This is a genomic window from Maribacter sp. MS6 (genome assembly GCF_056839185.1).
The window spans coordinates 1,034,684-1,054,792 of the sequence record NZ_CM166389.1; the positions used below are offsets into that span (position 1 = coordinate 1,034,684).

Here is a 20,109-nt window from a genome sequence, read left to right on the forward strand (position 1 = left end):
TATGTTGCTAGCAACATAAACCGACTAAACAATTTCTGCACTTAAGCCGGCACTTAGAAGACTTGTACAGCGTGGTTCCAAGTCCTTATATTCCCCGGTCTTAACGGTACATTTTCCTTTATAGTGCACAATAAGGCTACATTGTTCCGCCTGTTCGGGTGTATGATCGCAAACAGAAATCAATGTTTGAATAACATGGTCAAAGGTATTTACATCGTCATTAAACACAACGATTTCGTTTTGTCTAACGGTCTCCTCTTCTAGCAGGAGCTCCTCGGAAATTTGTTCTTTAGTGCTCATCAGTACAATTTTTGCTTTACTCTAAAATACATATTTTGCGGCAACCCAATTATTTTTTTCGAAATTTTTTTCGAACAATAATCCCTCACCGGCACATTTTCTAGAAATCATATCCAAATCTGATTTGTAAAATCCGCTTAGCAACAACACACCTTTTGGGTTTAAACAACAAACATAGTTTCCTATATCTTCTAGGAGAATGTTCCTATTTATATTCGCAATAATTATGTCATACCGTTGGGCTTTTAAAAGACTGGCATCACCTTCAAATACATTAATATGCCCCACCTTGTTTCGTTCCACATTTTCTTTGGCATTCAGGTAACACCAGTTATCTATATCTATCGCGTCTATGGACGAGGCGCCTCGCATGGCAGCCAAAATAGCCAGCACACCTGTACCGCTGCCCATATCCAAAACCGACTTATCCTGAAACTCCATGTCTAAAAGGTGCTGCAGCATCATATGCGTTGTCTCATGATGTCCGGTACCAAAACTCATTTTTGGCTCTATGACGATATCATAAGTGACTTCCTTTTTTTCATGAAAAGGAGCACGTATCATGCAAATATCATCTACGATTATTGGCTGAAAATTTTGTTCCCAAGTTGCGTTCCAATTTTCCTGTTCTATTTCTTTACGAACATAGGATATCTTGAAACTAGGATTGCTCAAGATTTCTACATCATCCAACATGTCAGCTTTCCAATCGGTTTTTTGGATATAGGCCAATACACCATGGGCTTCCTCTACAAAACTTTCAAAGCCAACCGCACCCAGTTCGGCTATAAGGATATCTGATGCCGGCTGTAGCGGATGTACCGTAAAATCGTATTCTATATATATCGTGTTGCTCATTTGTGCGGCTAGAAATTTAGAAATGTGGTATTCGTCATTGGCATCTAATCCCTACATTTCATTAGAAAAGTGATACCTACACATTTTAGATAAAAAGCCATATCGATATAAGCAGGGCATAGAAGATTATAAGACTCATAATCTATTTTAAAATTTTAAATCGCCTTAATAATGGAAATAAAATCATCTACAACCAGCGACGCGCCGCCAATGAGGCCTCCATCCACATCCGGCTTGGAAAAAATCTCCTCTGCGTTTCCTGGCTTTACACTACCGCCATACAAAATGGATACACTATTAGCTATGGAGCTATTGAAGGCTTTGCCTATGGTTTTTCTAATAAAAGCATGCATGTCCTGAGCTTGTTCGGGAGATGCAGTTTCTCCCGTTCCTATAGCCCAAACAGGCTCATAGGCAAGTATTATTTTTGACCATGCCGAAGCATCTAAAGAAAATAGCGCATTTTTAAGTTGACTTTCAACCACTTTAAAATGGTTACCGGATTTCCGGTCTTCCAATTCCTCGCCAAAACAAAACATCACTCGGATACCTTTATCCAATGCAGTAACTACTTTCTTGGCCAAAATTTCATCTGTTTCGCCAAAGTAAGCTCTTCTTTCCGAATGCCCTATGATAGCGGTATCTACACCAATATCCAAAAGCATATCTGCAGAGATTTCACCTGTATAAGCACCACTTTTGGCAAAATGCATGTTTTGCGCTATGACCTCTATTTTGGAGCTCTCCAGGTGATGAACAGCCCCTACCAAATTAACATAGGTTGGAGCTACCATTACTTCCGCATCGGTGTCCGGTAATTTTGCGGCAAGTTCAGATAATAGTGTTTCCGTTTCTGATAAAGTTTTGTTCATTTTCCAATTGCCTGCTACTATTTTACTTCTCATAAGCTCTGTATTCTTTGTGATATTTATTATTTCCTGTTCAACCAACGATATGGTTAATCGAAAACCAATTCGTCCAAATCGTTATAATGTACTTTTTGTTTTATAGTTCCTTTATCTAAGACCAATACACCGGGGTTGGACCTAACAATAGTTTTTAGTGTAGTTTCATCCGTGAAATAAAAATTAAAGTCCAGTCCAAACTCCGCAACTAAATCCGCAGTCTGATCCGGCCCTGAAGCAGACATTCCAATTACTTTGTAACCATTGCCCAAAGCCGTATCCGTTATATTCTTAATTTTCGAAAATATGGCAGTGTTAGCTTTTCGTAAGTCATAAGCAATCACCATGACCAATTTAGGCTCCTGTAGTAGCGAAGCAGCAAAATCTTCCCCTTCTTGCTCAATGGTAAAATCATGAACCGGTGGTTCATAACCTTTTTGAACCTCTGTTGTTTCTACACCAATGAATTCTCCATCGATAGTTGGATAATCGCCATTGGTAACTATTATTTCCTGTTTTCCGTTTACATTAAACTCCCAAGCATAATCGTATATCGCCTTTGGCGCACCCTCGGGCACCCCCATACCTTCCTCGATATTCTTTCCTATTTCGTACGGTCTAAAATCGATTACAGGTAGATGATTTAATACGTGATAGGCATATCCCGCACAGGCAAAAAGCGATAAGACCATAACAATTTTGTGGATAGACGCAGAAAACAAAGGCCTAATGTATTTTTTTCCGAAAAATAATATCAAGATAAGAGCCAACAATATAATATCCTTCGTAAACGATTCCCAAGGAGTTAATTTAATAGCATCCCCAAAACACCCACAATCTGTCACCTTATTAAAATAAGCAGAATAAAACGTCAAGAACGTAAAGAAAATAATCATTCCCAATAGGCTCCAAAGGGTAATTTTAACCTTGTATCCAATTAGTAACATAACGCCCAAGATTACCTCTAAAATGACTACCAATATGGATATTGTTAAGGCATAGGGGATAAAAATACCCAAATCTAAAACACTTGGACTAAAATATTCTTCTAGCTTAAATGAAAAGCCAACGGGATCGTTCAGTTTTATGAAACCACTTACAATAAAAAGTACTCCAACAAAAACACGAACCAATCCTATAATATATCTCATATCATTTTACAATTTTATCAGCTAAACCCAGATGAATTAATGCAAATACAGCATAATTGATCATGTCCTGATAATTGGCATCTATACCTTCACTGACCAAGGTTTTGCCCTTATTATCCTCTATCGTCTTTACTCTTAATAATTTCTGGAGAATTAAATCGGTTAAGGAACTCACACGCATATCGCGCCACGCCTCACCGTAATCGTGATTTTTATCGAGCATAAGCTCTTTGGTTCCAGTGCTATGTTTTTCATGCAGTGCAATAGCTTTTTCCGGTTCCAAATCGGGCTGATCAACGACCCCAAGTTCCAATTGAATCAATGCCATGATAGCATAATTTACAATTCCTATAAATTCGGACTTTTCATCCTCATCTATTTTATGCACTTGGTTTTCCTGTAGCCCTCTAATGCGTTGTGCCTTTATAAAAATTTGATCGGTTAATGAAGGTAGACGAAGAATACGCCATGCACAACCATAATCCAGCATTTTCTTTTCGTATAACTCGCGGCAAATCTTAATGACTGCATCGTATTGTTCCGCTGTTGCTTGCATGTACTTCTTGTAATTTGTGTAAATTTCGCCTAAAATTTTGTAACCATCAAGACCATAGGTTTAAACTTCAGTGTTAACCCTTACCTTAATTCAATAGACACATGACCATCAACTGCAATGGAGCGCTGATTAATCTAAAAACACCCAAGGTTATGGGTATTCTAAACGTTACTCCAGATTCTTTCTTCGATGGAGGTAAATTTAAGGATGAAAAAACCGTTTTAAATCACGTTGAGAAAATGTTGGCAGATGGTGCCACTTTTATAGATATCGGAGCCTATAGCTCTAAACCAGGTGCTGCCGACGTTTCCGAAGCTGTAGAATTAAAACGTATTACGCCCATTGTAGAGTTAGTGCTGAAACATTTTGCAGGCACAATACTGTCTGTAGATACGTTTAGAGGAAAAGTGGCACGGGAATGTGTTGAACGAGGAGCGGCAATCATCAACGATATATCGGCAGGACTTAGGGATAACACCCTAATGGATACTATAGCAGACTTACAAGTTCCCTATATTATGATGCATATGCGAGGCACGTCACAGACCATGCAACGGCAAACGGATTACCAACATCTAATTCAGGATATCTTGTTTTTCTTTTCTCAAAGGCTCGCCCTGATTAGAGAACTCGGAATTAATGATGTAATCGTAGACCCTGGATTTGGATTTGCCAAGACTTTGGAGCAGAACTACCAACTCTTACAACAAATGGAAAGCCTAAAAATTCTCGACCTACCAATCCTCGCAGGAATTAGCAGAAAATCCATGATATACAAACTGCTTGAAATAGATGCATCCAACGCCCTTAATGGAACCTCTGCCCTACACATGGTTGCCTTATCAAAAGGAGCGAACATTTTGCGGGTTCATGATGTAAAAGAAGCGGTTGAGTGCACAAAACTCTACACGCAACTTACATCATAAAATTTTACACCGTTATTCTACCTTAAATTTTGTTAATTTTACACAAACGAAATTCCTTGGATTTTTTCAATTTTATCGATTTTAAAGTTACTGATATCCTGGATATTGTTCTTGTGGCCGTGCTCTTGTATTATGTATACAAACTGGTTCGCGGTTCTGTCGCCATAAATATTTTTATCGGTATCGTAATTGTTTGGGCTTTCTGGAAGCTTACCGAGCTTTTAGGTATGGAGATGATTAGCAGTTTAGTTGGTGCCTTCATGCAAGTAGGGCTCATCGCTTTGATTATTGTTTTCCAGCAGGAAATTCGAAAATTTCTTTTAATGATTGGCTCTACCAACTTTGCAAACAAACGCAACTTCATTAAACATTTTAAATTTCTTAAACAGGAAGGCCTTACCACAAGTACAGATGTAGATGCCATTATAAAAGCCTGTGATAAAATGGCTATCTCAAAGACAGGTGCTATTTTGGTGCTGGAGCGAAACAATTCTTTGGATTTTATCAAAAATTCCGGAGACCGGATGAATATAGAAATCAACCAGCCCATTATCGAAAGTATTTTTTATAAGAACAGCCCATTACACGATGGTGCCGCTGTGATCGTTGATAATTTTATTGTAGCTACTAGGGTTATTTTACCCGTTTCCAACGAACGTAACATACCATTACGATTTGGTTTGCGACATAGGGCAGCCGTGGGAATTACAGAAAAGACCGACGCGCTATGTATTGTAGTAAGCGAAGAGACCGGACTGATTTCATATATCAAAAATGGAGAATTTGTATTGTATGATTCGCTTACCCAACTTGGTTCTATGCTTAAACAAGATTTAGTTTAATTGATGGTAAAAAAATGTAACATTAAGAACACAGCGGAACTTTAATTGTCCCTTGAACGAATACCCTTCATCCAATCACCGGTTTGAAACAAAGTGAATTGAATCTAAAGTAGCCTAAACTTAAAATACGGAGCTAGCTAATTTTATCTACAAAAACCTACGCCACTTCCTCCGCTAAAAACTGTGCTTCGTACAATTTATTATAGTAACCGTCTTTTTTCAGTAATTCTTGGTGTGTGCCTATCTCAACAATTTTACCCGCATCCATGACAATAATTTTGTCCGCTTTTTTTATTGTACCTAAACGATGTGCTATCACGATAGAAGTGCGACCCTCGGTAATCTTATCGGTAGCTTTTTGTATTAATTGTTCGGAATATGTATCAACTGACGATGTGGCCTCATCCAAGACTAGGATACTGGGATTGCTCACATAAGCTCGCAAAAAGGCGATCAACTGTCGCTGGCCACTTGAAAGCATACTACCACGCTCTTTTACATTATACGCATAACCCCCAGGAAGACTGGAAATAAATTCGTCCACACCAATGGCTTTCGCAGCTGCTTCAATTTCAGCGATAGCTATGTTGGAATTTTTCATAGAAATATTATTTGCAATGGTATCCGCAAATAAAAAAACATCTTGCAATACCACCGCAATGTGAGAACGGAGAGAAGCTAGTTTGTAGTTTTTTATATCAGTACCGTCTACACTAATAACACCCGAGTTTATCTCATAAAATCGATTCAGAAGGTTAATAATTGTAGATTTTCCAGCGCCTGTTGCTCCAACAATGGCGATGGTTTCCCCCGCCTTTACATCAAAAGAAATACCATGAAGTACCTCCTCGTCCTCCAAGTACCCAAAACGTACATCCTTAAAAGAAATATCTCCCTTGATGTTCGACTTTTCAACTTGGCCTAGATCATCGATGGAACTATCTGTATCCAAGATTTTGAATACCCTATTAGCTGCCACCATACCCATTTGAAGCGTATTAAACTTATCGGCAATCTGCCTGAGCGGTCTAAATAGCAAATCTATCAACATAATGAAAGCAAAAACAGTCCCTGCAACATCGTCAGTGATGCCAGCGACATTTTGCAAACCGCCATACCAAACGATAAGCCCCAACGTAATAGAGGATACTATCTCAGCTATTGGGAAGAAAATAGAATTATACCATACTGTTTTTAACCACGCATTTTTATGCTTTTCATTGATTTCCCTGAATTTTTCACTCTCTATTTTTTCTCTAGTAAATAGTTGCACAATTCGCATTCCCGTAATACGCTCCTGCACAAAGGAGTTAAGGTTAGACACTTCTGCCCTAACCTCGGTAAACGCAACCTTCATTGCTTTTTGAAACAACCGTGTAGCGTATAATATCAATGGTAACACAGCAAATACAATTAATGCCAATCTCCAGTTTATATATATCATAACACCGGCTGCCACCAACATTTTCAACAAATCGGCAACAATAACAAAAAAACCTTGGCTGAATATTTCTCCTATTCTTTGCATATCGGCAACTGCACGGGTTACCAAAACGCCTAGGGAGGAATTATCAAAATATTTCATTTTAAACCCCAGCATTTTTTGAAACAGATTAATACGAACGTCCCGTATCACCGATTCCCCCAACCAATTTGCGTAGTAATTAAAGCTCAATTGGCTCAAGACTTGTCCCAATAACACCACTAACATGGCAATGGTAAGATAAAGCAGGCGCTGCGCATCTTCACCCTTAACGGCATCATCTATAATCTGCTTTAGTAATATAGGTGTGAGTACGGCGAACAATGATAGTAATATTGCTGCCAAAGCAACTCCATAGAACGTGAGCCTATACGGTTTGGTATGGGATATCAACCGTTTGAACAATCGTGTGTCAAATGCTTTTCCTGAATCTTTGCTCATTTTTTAAAAATAGTATTGGGGTAGCTAACAGCGGTTAAATATAATCCTTTTGCAGGGACCGAAACCCCGGCCGTTGTTCGATCTTTGCTTTTTATGATGGCCTTAACAGTGTCTAAATCGGTCTTTCCAGTTCCGACATCCAAGAGGGTGCCAACAATAGCTCTTACCATATTTCTAAGAAATCTATCTGCAGAAATCTTAAAAACGATATACTCCCTCTCTCTCTTCCATTGCGCATGGGTAATTGTACAAAAATGATTGTTGACATCGGTTTTAGACTTTGAAAAGCATTCAAAATCCTGCTTTCCCAATAACAATTCAGCACTCTTATTCATTCCGGATATATCCAGAGGATGCTTTATATAATATGCTGTTTCCTGCAAGAAAGGGTTTTTAGTATCACTAATCCAATACTCATAGGTACGCTGCAAGGCATCAAACCGCGCATGGGCCTCATCTACCGTAGGGTGAATATTTGTAACTGCGATATCACCAGGCAAAAAGGAATTTAACCTGTACACCAAATCGGTCTTATCGGTAAGCGCTACAAAATCAAAATGAGCATACATCTCACGGGCATGCACCCCCGCATCTGTCCTGCCCGCTCCCACCAGCTGTATTTTTTCGCTCAGCAAAACGGACAGGGCATTTTCCAAAACTTCCTGCACCGTTATGGCGTTTGGCTGACTTTGCCAACCATGATAGGCTTTACCGAAGTAAGAAAATTGAATGAAATATCTCAAAAGGATAGCTTAATTTTGCGAAGTGTAAAGATATGCATAGTTCTTCTTTATTAGGAACGCGATATTAGTTTTGAGGTATGCTTGCTACCGTATACTATTCACCAAATCAGTGATTACATAGAAATACAACATTTTAATATTAGCACTGATAAAAAAGAAATACCGATTTAGAGATGAATTTAGAATCAGCTTGATATGACAAAAATTTTACTGCTATCGGATACCCATTCCCATTTAGACGATACAATTTTAAAATATGCTCGACAAGCGGACGAAATATGGCATGCAGGAGACATTGGAGATATTACGGTTACGGATCACTTGGCAAAAATAAAACCTCTTAAAGCTGTCTTTGGAAATATTGACAACCACGTGATTCAAAAGGAATTTCCATTAAACCAGAGGTTTATGTGTGAGGGCGTAGACGTTTTAATGACCCATATAGGAGGCTATCCACCCAAATATAATGCTAGAACACGTCCCGAAATTCAAGTAAACCCACCTAAGTTATTTATTTGCGGTCATTCACATATATTAAAAGTAATGATGGATAAAAAACTAGGGGTACTCCACATGAACCCAGGTGCTTGCGGCAAACATGGCTTTCATCAAGTAAGAACCATGTTGCGGTTCGTGATTGAAGCCGGCGATGTTAAAGATTTGGAGGTAATTGAATTAGGAAAACGATAAATAGGGATTTTTGAGAAAACGGGATATTCAATTCCATTTGCCATAAAACCCCAACTCCAAAACCTCAGCTTTTAATAGCCGCTTTAATACTGTGTTTAATCTTTACCTAGAAACAAGTTTCTAAATACTCTTGTTAAGCCAGATAGTATCTCAAAATAGGCGAAACAGAATTATGGACGTTAAATCTACCACATAATAGCTATGAAGATTTAGTGGAGTATTCTCTTAAAAACGAACGTTAACGAGATTAACTAAACGTTATATCTATCCCCAGAATAAAAAAGTCCCTATATGTCATCTTTTTGATTAGTCAGGAGCCATTTTACTTGATGTTCGTTCGAAAGGCAAAACACCAAGGAACATAAAATAATTAGTGGAGCCCTTACTTCTCCGAAAAAAAATTTCATTATATGCTTGTTTTTCAGAAGGATAAGAGCCTAACGAAAGAATCCAATCACCAAAGCAATCAACAAACAATAAAGTAAGACCAATACTGTTGTGTTAAGACAAGCTTAAAGTCAACTATAGTTCCATTAATTTTGATCATTTTGGAGGTTTTTCAAATGCAAACTAGACAAGAAATACATACATTTTTATTTCATCTTAACTCAATGGACATAAAACAGCGCAGAAAGAAACAGGCTAAAACGATTCGTAATTTCAGAAAAGTTCACCGTATTACGGGTGCAACATTGTTTGTTTTCTTCTTTATAATAGCAAGCACTGGTCTCTTTTTGGGCTGGAAAAAAAATTCTGGCGACATTCTTGGGTCAAAAACGTATATAGGTACAACTACAGAACTAAAAGATTGGCTACCCTTAAATCAATTACAAACAATGGCCAAAAATCATCTTACAAGAACAGTGCCCGATACCAAAGCCTTGCAACTGGACCGCATAGACATAAGACAAGATAAAGGCGTTGCAAAATTTATTTTTGATAACTATTATGGCATCCAAATAGATGGTGCAACAGGAGCCTTATTACATGTAGATCGTAGACGCGCAGATTTTATAGAAAATATGCATGATGCCTCTCTCTTAGATAACTATTTGAATACTGGCGGATATATAAAACTTGTTTACACCACCATAATGAGTTTTGCATTGCTGCTCTTTACTGTCACAGGTTTTTGGTTATGGTATGGCCCTAAACGGATGAGAAGAACAGCACTGCAATAAAAAACCCGGGAACTACCCCGGGTTTAACGCACTAATACTACTAAGATGTTAGGTTTAACGTAAACGATCAACAGATTTTACAAGATCTTCATCCTTCTTTATAGCCCTGTTTGCGAGGGTCAAAAAAACGATAGAAAATATAGGAATCAGCATCCCAATACCCTTCTCCGAGACCAAGGTCTCTCCGGATAAGTTTAGCGACCGGTAAACGAAAAATCCTAGTAAAAAAAGATTCAATATCATATTCAGCCTGTTTACTACAAACTGGTTCTTTCTATTTTTATAAAGGAAAACTGTCCATAAAGCCAAGGCACCAACTATATAAAAAACGATGGACACAATGACTTCATTATGGGCATAAATTTCGGTTCCATTTGCATCTGACCAAAGGTTTACAAAAAATGGAAGTATGCCAGAAATTAGAGCTACCAAAACTAAATAAAGCGTCTGAATTCTTTGAATCATGCTATGACTATTCCTTTAGATTACAAAAATACAGGTCTTTTTAAAAAATATAGGTCTATTTAATGAAAATAATTTGTATTATTGTTGCGTTATCAGAGATAACACTTACCACGGAAAAATCATTTCCACCATATACCCATTAGTTAATATACTTCTTACAGTACAAATCACGTATAATTTATTCTACAATTAATGTTTGAGATTTCAGATTTAAAAACAAAAAAGCTACCTGAGCTTCAGGAAATAGCAAAAGGACTTAATGTCCCAAAATTCAAGACCCTCAAGAAATTGGATTTGGTCTATCAAATACTAGACCTACAAGCAGCGAATCCAAAGGCTGCCGCCGCTGTGCTTCCGCCTAAAACGGACGACACCTCAAAACCGAAACCAAAGCCGAGACCAAGAGCTAGAGTAGCCAAAAAAAATAGTGCAGAAGAACCAACGGTAACCGAATCCGCACCTGCAAAAATTACGCCTAGTCCTGAGAAAACAAGAGAAAAAAAAGAAGCTGAGCCTAAGGAAGCGAGAAAACCAAGGCCAAGACCAAGACCTGCAGCTACAGAAAATAAGCACGAAAATCAAAAAAATACGCCTCACCACAAAAATCAAAAGAGCAACCAAAACAAAAAACCGAACCCTAGAAGCAACCATGACAAAAGTAATTTTGACAAGGATTTGAAAAATAGGTACAAGGAGCCAGAATTTGAATTTGATAGTATAATTGCCAGCGAAGGTGTTTTGGATATTATGCAAGACGGTTATGGCTTCCTAAGGTCATCCGACTACAATTATTTATCCTCTCCAGATGATATTTATGTTTCGCAATCTCAAATTCGCCTATTTGGACTCAAAACTGGTGATACGGTCTTAGGACAGGTACGACCTCCAAAAGAAGGAGAAAAGTATTTTCCTTTGATAAAGGTGAATAAAATCAACGGTATAGACCCGCAAATTGTAAGGGATAGGGTTTCATTTGAGCACCTTACCCCGCTTTTCCCTCAAGAAAAATTTAATCTAGCTGAACGACAGAGTACGATATCTACTCGTATTATAGATTTGTTCTCCCCTATTGGAAAAGGACAAAGGGGCATGATCGTATCGCAACCAAAATCAGGTAAGACGATGCTTCTAAAGGATATAGCCAATGGGATAGCGGCCAACCATCCTGAAGTATATCAAATTATATTGCTTATAGACGAACGACCAGAAGAGGTTACGGACATGCAGCGTAACGTAAGAGGTGAAGTTGTGGCCTCTACCTTTGATAAGGAACCAACTGAACATGTAAGGGTTGCAAATATCGTATTGGAAAAAGCAAAACGACTAGTAGAATGCGGCCATGACGTTGTAATTCTGTTAGATTCTATCACAAGGCTCGCACGGGCGTATAACACCGTACAGCCTGCATCCGGAAAAGTATTAAGTGGTGGTGTTGATGCCAATGCACTTCATAAACCAAAACGTTTCTTTGGTGCCGCCCGTAATATAGAAGGTGGTGGATCCTTAACCATAATAGCTACGGCTTTAACAGAAACAGGATCTAAAATGGATGAAGTTATTTTTGAAGAATTTAAAGGGACAGGCAACATGGAACTCCAATTGGATCGTAAGATTGCTAATAGAAGAATATTCCCTGCTATTGACCTTACCTCTTCAAGCACACGTAGAGACGATATTTTACTAGATGAAAACACCTTACAACGAATGTGGATCATGCGTAAATATCTAGCGGACATGAATCCGGTTGAGGCTATGGAGTTTATTGAACAACGTTTTAAACAAACCAAAAACAATGAAGAGTTCTTACTGACCATGAATCAATAAGCACTTCTTAAACAATATACCTAACCCCGATTTCATATGAAATCGGGTTTTTTTTTTGCGTAGATAAAAACCGAGCGACAAAGCAGATAGTCAATCAAAATGAATATCTTTAGACAAACTAAAGAATCCTCCCCCGATTACTTGCGTATTTTCTTATATGCTTCAATTAAAGTTAAAACTATTATTTATGAAAAATACAATACACCTTTTAAGGTTTGCAATCCTATTCGGTATTATAGTCTGTACCGGTTGCAATGAAAGCAATAAAAACCAACAACAAGAACAACCTGCAGAAAAGCCATCTATTGTTGAAGCTCCTCGAAACATTATTACCTTACAACAAGCAGATGCAATTTACACCAACTATAGTGAGCATCGCGTTCCAATAATCGAAAGCTATGAGATAAAAAAAAGAGCCCCCAAAGCTGACTTCGAGCCAGCCCGATTTGTTGATTTTGATTATGAAACCATTAAAAACTATTTAGCATACATAGATCAAGAAGCAGCCAATGCCGGAGTAAAAAAAGTTACTAAATTACGAATGTACTTTGCCAACTATCCAGATGAAAGAACATTTGAAGATGGGAAGGACATTGTTCATCCAAGACAAAATTCTCTTTTCCTGTTGCCAACTTTAGAAAAGGATGGCGGAAACTATAGCTTTTACATTGGAGATGATGGCAAAGCAAAATTAATTATAGATTGGAAAGATGAACAATTACAGAAAGGCCTAGGAACGGTACTAGAAAAATCAAAAAAAGCAAGGGCTGGTATATTGCCAAATTTCTTTTCGAAGTCAAAATTATATAATGGTAAAAGTCTGATTTTGAACCGCAGTGGATCGGGACCACCGCCAAAAACAGAATTTTAGTCCATATGTCATCGGAGCTTCTCGAATTTATAAAGATTAATTTTATAATTGGTGTTTACTTCGTAACGCTGCTGATTTCTATATTTACATACAAGAAATATTACGACACTGCCCTAAAATATTTTCCAATATTAATCGCTTATACTTTTTTAAATGAGCTCTTGGGACATCTTGTTAGATACTCCGATATTTTTGCATTACTAACAGATAAATTATTCGCTAATGATATCATTTACAATATCTACGATATTTTCTACTATGGTTTTTTCTACAGTCTGTTTTTGGGTTTAATTGCACAAAAGAAAATAAAATTTTGGGTTAAAATACTTTCGGCAATTGTTATTGCGAGTTATATAGCTTCTTGCTTTTTTCAAAACCCCTTTAGAATCAGCTTATTTTATGCAACTTCAGTGGCCTCCTTAATTTTAGCTATCATATGTGTTTTATACCGAATTGATAAAGGCTCTAATTGGCAATGGAACAAAGAGAAATACAATCTTGTATCTTGGGTTTCTTTTGGCTTGGTACTTTTCCATTCCATATTCCCAATACTATTTTTAATCGGATATATGCCTGGAGATGCTTGGGAGAGATATGAGCTGCATACTGTTTTAAGATTATCGATACTACTAATGTATACTTTATTCTGTATTGGATTCATTAAAAGTAGAAGACGCAGTTTTGGCTAAAAATGAGGTGATAACAAATATTTCATAGCAATTGAATGACCATTGAACTAGCTCTATTTTTACAGGAAAATGTTTATATGCTTGTCTATGCCGTTGTATTGATAGTCTCGCTAGTGAAGTATAAATACTACTTCGAGAGTAGCTTAAAAGCCCTCCCAATTTTACTTGCATATATTCTTTTAACAGAAATCTTTGGGTTACTCATACGCGATATAAATGAAGTACAAATTGTATTCGAAGACTCATATCAAAACTATAATCACCTTATATATAACTTATTGGATTTGATTTTTTTTCTATATTTCTTCTATATCTATTATTGGAGTACCACCAATCAAAAGTTAAAGGTATATATAAAATGGGGCACCTTACTATTTTGTTTGGTTAGCATATTGAATCCATTTTTTGAAAGTTTCATTTTGAAACCCCAGTTGCTAGTGATTCTTACCGGGTCAGCTGAACTTGTTTTATTTGCCTACTTATATTTGAAAGAGTATAGGAACAAACCTGCTTCATTCTCCAATTACCGTAAATTATTACGGTGGATAAGTATAGGGCTGCTTATCTTTTATCCGTTCTACCCTTTGATAATAGGAATTAGTCAGCTAAATGAAGACCTTTATTATGCGTTGTACTTAAGAAAAGTACTTTTATTACTGATTATGATATTATATGGTTGCTTTATTGTTGGCTTTTTACGAATGGGCAAAACAACTTAAAATATAGAAACAAAAAAAGCCCTCCAATGCAAATTAGAAGACTTTAGCTTTTATAATAAATAGTACTAATTAAAGTGCAGCTACGTGTTTTGCCAGCTTACTCTTTATGTTAGCAGCCTTGTTTGCATGAATAATATTACGCTTAGCTAAACGGTCTATCATACTAATTACACTAGGAAAAAGAGCCTCGGCATCTTTCTTGCTTTCCTCGCCACGTAACTTCTTAATTGCATTACGCGTAGTTTTGTGCTGATATCTGTTACGTAAACGTACCGCTTCGTTTCTTCTAATTCTCTTTAATGCAGACTTGTGATTTGCCATTTTCTAACTTAATTATGTTTTTATGGATTTTGATATCCATTACCCTAAGTAGTCCGTAGGGGAATCGAACCCCTGTTACCAGGATGAAAACCTGGCGTCCTAACCCCTAGACGAACGGACCAATAAAAAATTTACAACTTAATGCCAAGCATTGTAAATGAATACAAAACTCACCTATTCATTTTCAACTTTTCATTAAACCTTGTAGTCCGTAGGGGAATCGAACCCCTGTTACCAGGATGAAAACCTGGCGTCCTAACCCCTAGACGAACGGACCATATCTTTACGCAATTGCGGATGCAAAAATACAATTATTTTTTACTATCACAACACCAAGATATTATTTTTTTAATCTTTTAATATGCCTTAGCGAACAGGACTCTTTTTTGTGAAGGCTTACCGCTAATAATACATACCCCGTTTTCTGTTTCTGCATCTATAGGAATACATCTAATCGTCGCTTTGGTTTCCTCTTTTATGCGATCTTCGGTTTCTGTTGTCCCGTCCCAATGCGCAGAAATGAAACCGCCTTTTTCCTCTAAGATTGTTTTAAACTCGGCATAGCTATCTACCAAGGTTATATGCTCTTTTCTATACGCTACCGCTTTCTGGTAAATACTATTCTGAATATCTTCCATTAAAAATTCTATTTTGGCAACAACCTCACCCATGGGAATCGTCATTTTTTCCAAGGTATCCCTTCGTGCAAGTTCATAAGTCCCATTGTCCATATCTCTTTGACCAATAGCCAATCTTACAGGAACACCTTTTAATTCGTAAGCGTTAAATTTAAATCCTGGCTTATGTGTATCCCTATCGTCGTATTTAACAGATATTCCTTTAGACCTTAGTTCCTCAACTAAAGGCTTTACGCGTTCAGAAATCATATCTAGCTGCTCCAATCCTTTGTAAATTGGGACAATAACCACCTGTATAGGGGCTAATTTGGGAGGAAGCACCAATCCGTTATCGTCACTATGGGTCATAACCAAAGCACCCATTAGTCGTGTAGAAACACCCCAAGAGGTAGCCCACACATACTCTTTGCCACCATCCCTCGTGGCGAATTTAACGTCAAATGCCTTCGCAAAATTTTGACCCAAAAAGTGAGAAGTACCAGCCTGTAATGCTTTTCCATCTTGCATAAGCGCCTCAATACAATAGGTCTCCAAAGCTCCGGCAAAACGCTCGCTCTCTGTCTTCACCCCTTTTATCACTGGCATAGCCATATGATTTTCGGCAAAATCTGCATATACGTTCATCATTTGCTCCGCTTCGTCCAAGGCTTCCTGTTCCGTTGCATGGGCTGTATGACCCTCTTGCCAAAGAAACTCGGCCGTTCTCAAAAACAAACGTGTACGCATCTCCCATCTTACGACATTGGCCCATTGATTGATCAATAAAGGCAAATCACGGTATGATTGTATCCACTTTCTATATGTATCCCAGATAATAGTTTCAGATGTTGGTCGCACAATAAGCTCCTCCTCCAATTTGGCATCTGGATCAACTATAATTCCACTGCCATCGTCAGCATTCTTGAGCCGGTAATGGGTAACTACTGCACACTCCTTTGCAAATCCTTCTACATGGCTAGCCTCCTTACTTAGGTATGACTTAGGTATAAATAAAGGAAAGTAAGCGTTCTCATGTCCTGTATCCTTAAACATTTTATCCAATCCCGCTTGCATCTTTTCCCAAATAGCAAATCCATAAGGTTTTATGACCATACAGCCGCGCACTCCAGAGTTCTCGGCTAAATCTGCTTTTACTACAAGTTCATTGTACCATTTGGAATAATCCTCGCTTCTCTTGGTTAATTTTTTACTCATTACAAATAGTTTGGCACAAAAGTTGTGATTAATTAACAAAATAATTCCGTAAAACTAGTTATTTTTAATATGTTCAACAATAAAATTTAGAACGATGATATATTCACTACCCCTCAATAAACTTCGCAACATTGGAATGCTGTTCGTAATTGCCATAGTTGGCGCATCTTGCGGCTCTTATCAACCCGCATCTTACTTCGACAATGACGGTATATATTCCGATGAAACACCGCGAACCGTTGAACGCAGGCCAGAACAACGACCGCAACAACAATATAGAACACAGCCGGAATCGAACACATATACCGATTACTTTGGGCAGAAAGCCCAACAATATGATGAGATTTTAGATGGTGAGATATTCACGGACGTAGATTCTTATGCGAGCAACCCAATAGACGACCAATTAAATCAAGATCAATTAACGGACTATTACAACAACCCCAACGACTACCAAGGTTTTGGAGGCTGGGGCGATAATGCTACGAATGTAAACATCAATTTTCACAACAACGGCTGGGGTATGGGATTGTATGACCCCTGGTTATGGGGTGGTGGTTTTGGATGGGGCGGTGGCTTTAATAACTTTGGCTGGGGCAATCCTTGGGGCTGGGGTGGTGGCTTTGGCTGGGGAGGAGGCTTTGGATGGAACCGATGGAACAACTGGGGTTGGGGCGGAGGCCTTGGCTGGGGTTGGGGCGGTGGTTTCGGATGGAACCGATGGAACAACTGGGGCTGGGGCGGTGGACTTGGATGGAACAATTGGGGCTGGGGCGGAGGCTTCAACCAGTGGGGCCGTAATAACCGGTATGCCGTAAATTCATCAAGACGTGGATTCTATGGTAGAAATAATTTGGCAAATAATACCAATAGCACGGCCTTACGAGGAAGATCTAATGTAAATACAAGAGGTTCTTCCTCTAGATATCGTAGTAACACTGCACGTTCTTCGAATAGCTCCAGAAATACTATAGGTAGGAGCAATACTACCGCTACAAGAAGTAACAGAAATTCGGGTACCTCTAGGTCTTACAGGGACAATATGGCCAATAGAAGAACTGTTGGCGTTGATAGAAATCGTGCTTACAGATCCAGCAGAAGTACTAGAACAGCACCCAGAACCTATAGCTCATCGAGAAGTAATTCGGCCTATAATCGCGCAGCACCCAGAACAGGATCATCGTCTAGGGCAACAACACCAAGAACATCTACCTATCGCAACTCCAGAAGTGGCTCTACTGGCGGAAGAAGCTACAGTACAGGACGGAGCAGTAGCTCTAGAAGCAGTGGAACCTACAGAAGCTCGCGAAGCGGCAGCTCTAGAAGCAGTGGAAGCATGAGAAGTTCCGGAGGTAGCTCAAGGAGCGGTGGAAGTATGCGAAGTTCCGGCGGTGGTTCGCGCAGCAGTGGAAGCATGAGAAGCTCTGGCGGCGGCGGAAGATCATCTGGAGGACGATCATCCGGAGGAAGATCGGGTGGCGGTAGACGTAATTAATAATCTACATGCGAGCATGGAGAACTAGGGTCGGGATTTATTAACCAACATATTTGACTTATAAATCCCAAAACCAAGCAATACCAATACATCAACTATAATTGAGTTTAGATAAAATTAAAAAAAAGCGATGAAAAGATACTTAACTTTTATTTTAGTATTCCTATCTGTTGTGGTGAGTGCGCAGAATATAAATGACGTGTTGCGCTACGGAACCGAAAATATTCAAGGAACGGCACGCTTTCAAAGTATGGGAGGAGCGTTTGGGGCGCTTGGAGGCGACTTGTCAGCATTAAATGTTAATCCCGCAGGGGCGGCAGTATTCAACAACACATTAGTTACGTTTTCAGGTACCTTCTTCTCCACGGACAACCAAGCAAGTTATTTTGGTACGCAAACCAATAGTAACGTAAACGACACCGATATTAATCAAGTTGGTGGTGTTTTCGTTTTCAACAACACAAACTCAAATTCTGATTGGAAGAAATTTTCACTGGCGCTCAACTACGACTTGGCTCGTAATTTTGAGAATTCTTATTTAGTTTCCGGTAGAAGCAACCAAGGCGTTGATTCCTATTTCTTGAATTTTGCACAAGGAACACCATTAGGGGCCATACTACTCGAAGATGGTGAACTCATAGAAAATGGATACTTAGATATTGGTGCCAACGGCGGATTTAGCGACCAACAGGCCTTTCTAGGATATTATGGAGGTGTTCTTGATCCACTTGATGATGACCCCCAAACGAACCAATACATCAGTAACACCTCGTACAGCAACGTAGATCAGCAATTACAAAGGAGCAGTATAGGCTACAATTCTAAGTTCACGGCAAACATAGCCTCAGAATATAAAGATAGACTATACCTAGGAGCTTCCCTTAATTTTCACAGCGTATTCAACGAGCGTCTTGATAGACTAACGGAAACCGGTTATGATACAGATTCAGAGATTCAAAGGACTACATTTGACAATTTACTGGTTACCCAAGGTAATGGCTTTTCCTTTACGCTCGGTGCCATAGCCAAATTAAATGAGTTTGTACGTGTGGGAGGCAGTTATCAATCTCCAACTTGGTACCGTCTAAACGACGACCTTTCGCAGCGAATAAATTCTGACCTTGCTGATGAGGACATCAACTTTATAGATTTCAATATCATTAACTTGTTTGAGACCTATACGATTCAATCCCCAAGCAAACTAACAGGTAGTATGGCTATAATTTTCGGAAAAAATGGTCTTTTAAGTTTAGATTATGGATACCAGGATTTTTCCAATGCTGAACTACGACCGGAAAGCGACCCAAATTTCCAAATAGTAAATAATGACATAGCTAATCAATTGGGAGCTGTTTCTACGGTTAGACTTGGCGGCGAATATCGAATAGCACAGATAAGTTTAAGAGCAGGATACCGTTTTGAACAGAGCCCCTATGAAAACACGGACACGATTGGCGATTTAAACAGTATTTCTGGCGGTATTGGCTATAATTTTGGTGGTAGTAGATTGGATTTTTCCTTGAATCGAATAGACCAACAAGTTAATGAACAATTACTGGATACTGGTTTGATTACACCAGCTACCATAGACCGCATACAAACAAATGCAACCTTGAGCTATACCATTAATTTCTAATTAAAGTAGCTCTACAAGCAAAAATATACTTAATTTTTATACTACCGCTAACCGTAGGAAGCATATAAAAATCTCCCTGTATCTTGAATCTTAACGTTCAGAATACAGGGGCTTTTTAATTAGTAGAACAAAGTATTGAGTAGAAAATAGATGCTCTACTGTAGGTATATATGCTAGGGAG

At 38.5% G+C, this 20,109-nt stretch carries 19 protein-coding genes and 2 tRNA genes; 9 read left to right on the forward strand and 12 right to left on the reverse strand.

Annotated elements, in window-relative coordinates; all coding sequences use genetic code 11:
- Positions 1 to 24: 24 nt before the first annotated feature.
- From MS6x_RS04675 to MS6x_RS04695, 5 genes are all read right to left on the reverse strand, one after another.
- Positions 25 to 300, reverse strand: a complete 276-nt coding sequence (locus MS6x_RS04675) for an ATP-dependent Clp protease adaptor ClpS (RefSeq protein WP_482605667.1) — start codon at positions 298 to 300, stop codon at positions 25 to 27.
- 21 nt (positions 301 to 321) lie between these two features.
- On the reverse strand, positions 322 to 1,158 hold the full coding sequence (prmA, locus tag MS6x_RS04680) for a 50S ribosomal protein L11 methyltransferase (RefSeq protein ID WP_482605668.1): 837 nt from the start codon (positions 1,156 to 1,158) through the stop codon (positions 322 to 324).
- Between the two features lie 155 nt (positions 1,159 to 1,313).
- Positions 1,314 to 2,063, reverse strand: a complete 750-nt coding sequence (tpiA, locus tag MS6x_RS04685; protein WP_482605669.1) for a triose-phosphate isomerase — start codon at positions 2,061 to 2,063, stop codon at positions 1,314 to 1,316.
- Positions 2,064 to 2,116: 53 nt separating this feature from the next.
- A complete protein-coding gene (locus tag MS6x_RS04690) occupies positions 2,117 to 3,214 on the reverse strand; it encodes a BT_3928 family protein (protein WP_482605670.1) in 1,098 nt (365 codons plus the stop codon).
- Position 3,215: 1 nt separating this feature from the next.
- Positions 3,216 to 3,770, reverse strand: coding sequence for a DUF1599 domain-containing protein (locus MS6x_RS04695; RefSeq protein WP_482605671.1), 555 nt, complete (start codon positions 3,768 to 3,770; stop codon positions 3,216 to 3,218).
- Positions 3,771 to 3,871: 101 nt separating this feature from the next.
- Between MS6x_RS04695 and folP the strand changes: the two genes are divergently transcribed.
- Both folP and cdaA read left to right on the forward strand, forming a co-directional pair.
- The gene (gene folP / locus MS6x_RS04700) at positions 3,872 to 4,696 is read left to right on the forward strand and encodes a dihydropteroate synthase (protein WP_482605672.1); all 825 of its coding nucleotides are present in this window, start codon (positions 3,872 to 3,874) and stop codon (positions 4,694 to 4,696) included.
- A gap of 56 nt (positions 4,697 to 4,752) precedes the next feature.
- Positions 4,753 to 5,538 (forward strand): diadenylate cyclase CdaA, encoded by a 786-nt coding sequence (gene cdaA, locus MS6x_RS04705; protein ID WP_482605674.1) that lies wholly within the window; start codon positions 4,753 to 4,755, stop codon positions 5,536 to 5,538.
- A gap of 157 nt (positions 5,539 to 5,695) precedes the next feature.
- Here cdaA and MS6x_RS04710 read toward each other — a convergent pair whose 3' ends face one another.
- Positions 5,696 to 7,462, reverse strand: a complete 1,767-nt coding sequence (locus MS6x_RS04710; RefSeq protein ID WP_482605676.1) for an ABC transporter ATP-binding protein — start codon at positions 7,460 to 7,462, stop codon at positions 5,696 to 5,698.
- A complete protein-coding gene (gene truA, locus MS6x_RS04715) occupies positions 7,459 to 8,205 on the reverse strand; it encodes a tRNA pseudouridine(38-40) synthase TruA (protein ID WP_482605678.1) in 747 nt (248 codons plus the stop codon). Before truA ends, MS6x_RS04710 begins: the two co-directional genes overlap by 4 nt.
- Before the next feature lie 195 nt (positions 8,206 to 8,400).
- On the opposite strand from truA, the gene MS6x_RS04720 reads away from it, so the two are divergent.
- The gene (locus MS6x_RS04720) at positions 8,401 to 8,895 is read left to right on the forward strand and encodes a metallophosphoesterase family protein (RefSeq protein WP_482605680.1); all 495 of its coding nucleotides are present in this window, start codon (positions 8,401 to 8,403) and stop codon (positions 8,893 to 8,895) included.
- A 611-nt stretch (positions 8,896 to 9,506) separates the two neighbouring features.
- Positions 9,507 to 10,076 carry a PepSY domain-containing protein gene (locus tag MS6x_RS04725; RefSeq protein WP_482605682.1) on the forward strand — a complete coding sequence of 190 codons (570 nt, stop codon included), beginning with the start codon at positions 9,507 to 9,509 and terminating at the stop codon, positions 10,074 to 10,076.
- A 54-nt stretch (positions 10,077 to 10,130) separates the two neighbouring features.
- Here MS6x_RS04725 and MS6x_RS04730 read toward each other — a convergent pair whose 3' ends face one another.
- Positions 10,131 to 10,541, reverse strand: coding sequence for a DUF4293 domain-containing protein (locus MS6x_RS04730; RefSeq protein WP_482605684.1), 411 nt, complete (start codon positions 10,539 to 10,541; stop codon positions 10,131 to 10,133).
- Positions 10,542 to 10,733: 192 nt separating this feature from the next.
- Between MS6x_RS04730 and rho the strand changes: the two genes are divergently transcribed.
- The 3 genes from rho to MS6x_RS04745 all read left to right on the forward strand — a co-directional run bounded on the left by rho (position 10,734) and on the right by MS6x_RS04745 (position 13,925).
- Positions 10,734 to 12,365: a transcription termination factor Rho gene (gene rho, locus MS6x_RS04735; RefSeq protein WP_482605686.1), complete on the forward strand. Its 1,632-nt coding sequence runs from the start codon at positions 10,734 to 10,736 to the stop codon at positions 12,363 to 12,365.
- A 187-nt stretch (positions 12,366 to 12,552) separates the two neighbouring features.
- Entirely contained in the window at positions 12,553 to 13,236 is a 684-nt protein-coding gene (locus tag MS6x_RS04740; RefSeq protein WP_482605688.1) for a hypothetical protein, read from the forward strand.
- 5 nt (positions 13,237 to 13,241) lie between these two features.
- Positions 13,242 to 13,925: a hypothetical protein gene (locus MS6x_RS04745; protein WP_482605690.1), complete on the forward strand. Its 684-nt coding sequence runs from the start codon at positions 13,242 to 13,244 to the stop codon at positions 13,923 to 13,925.
- A 788-nt stretch (positions 13,926 to 14,713) separates the two neighbouring features.
- Here the strand turns inward: MS6x_RS04745 and rpsT are convergent.
- The 4 genes from rpsT to proS form a co-directional block, all read right to left on the reverse strand.
- Positions 14,714 to 14,965 (reverse strand): 30S ribosomal protein S20, encoded by a 252-nt coding sequence (gene rpsT / locus MS6x_RS04750; protein WP_482605692.1) that lies wholly within the window; start codon positions 14,963 to 14,965, stop codon positions 14,714 to 14,716.
- A 49-nt stretch (positions 14,966 to 15,014) separates the two neighbouring features.
- Positions 15,015 to 15,086, reverse strand: a tRNA-Glu gene (locus MS6x_RS04755).
- A gap of 84 nt (positions 15,087 to 15,170) precedes the next feature.
- Positions 15,171 to 15,242, reverse strand: a tRNA-Glu gene (locus MS6x_RS04760).
- A 79-nt stretch (positions 15,243 to 15,321) separates the two neighbouring features.
- On the reverse strand, positions 15,322 to 16,797 hold the full coding sequence (gene proS / locus MS6x_RS04765) for a proline--tRNA ligase (protein ID WP_482605693.1): 1,476 nt from the start codon (positions 16,795 to 16,797) through the stop codon (positions 15,322 to 15,324).
- Between the two features lie 94 nt (positions 16,798 to 16,891).
- Here proS and MS6x_RS04770 point away from each other — a divergent pair, with 94 nt between their 5' ends.
- Positions 16,892 to 18,292: a hypothetical protein gene (locus tag MS6x_RS04770; protein ID WP_482605694.1), complete on the forward strand. Its 1,401-nt coding sequence runs from the start codon at positions 16,892 to 16,894 to the stop codon at positions 18,290 to 18,292.
- A 130-nt stretch (positions 18,293 to 18,422) separates the two neighbouring features.
- On the forward strand, positions 18,423 to 19,928 hold the full coding sequence (locus tag MS6x_RS04775) for an OmpP1/FadL family transporter (protein ID WP_482605695.1): 1,506 nt from the start codon (positions 18,423 to 18,425) through the stop codon (positions 19,926 to 19,928).
- Positions 19,929 to 20,109 lie beyond the last annotated feature (181 nt).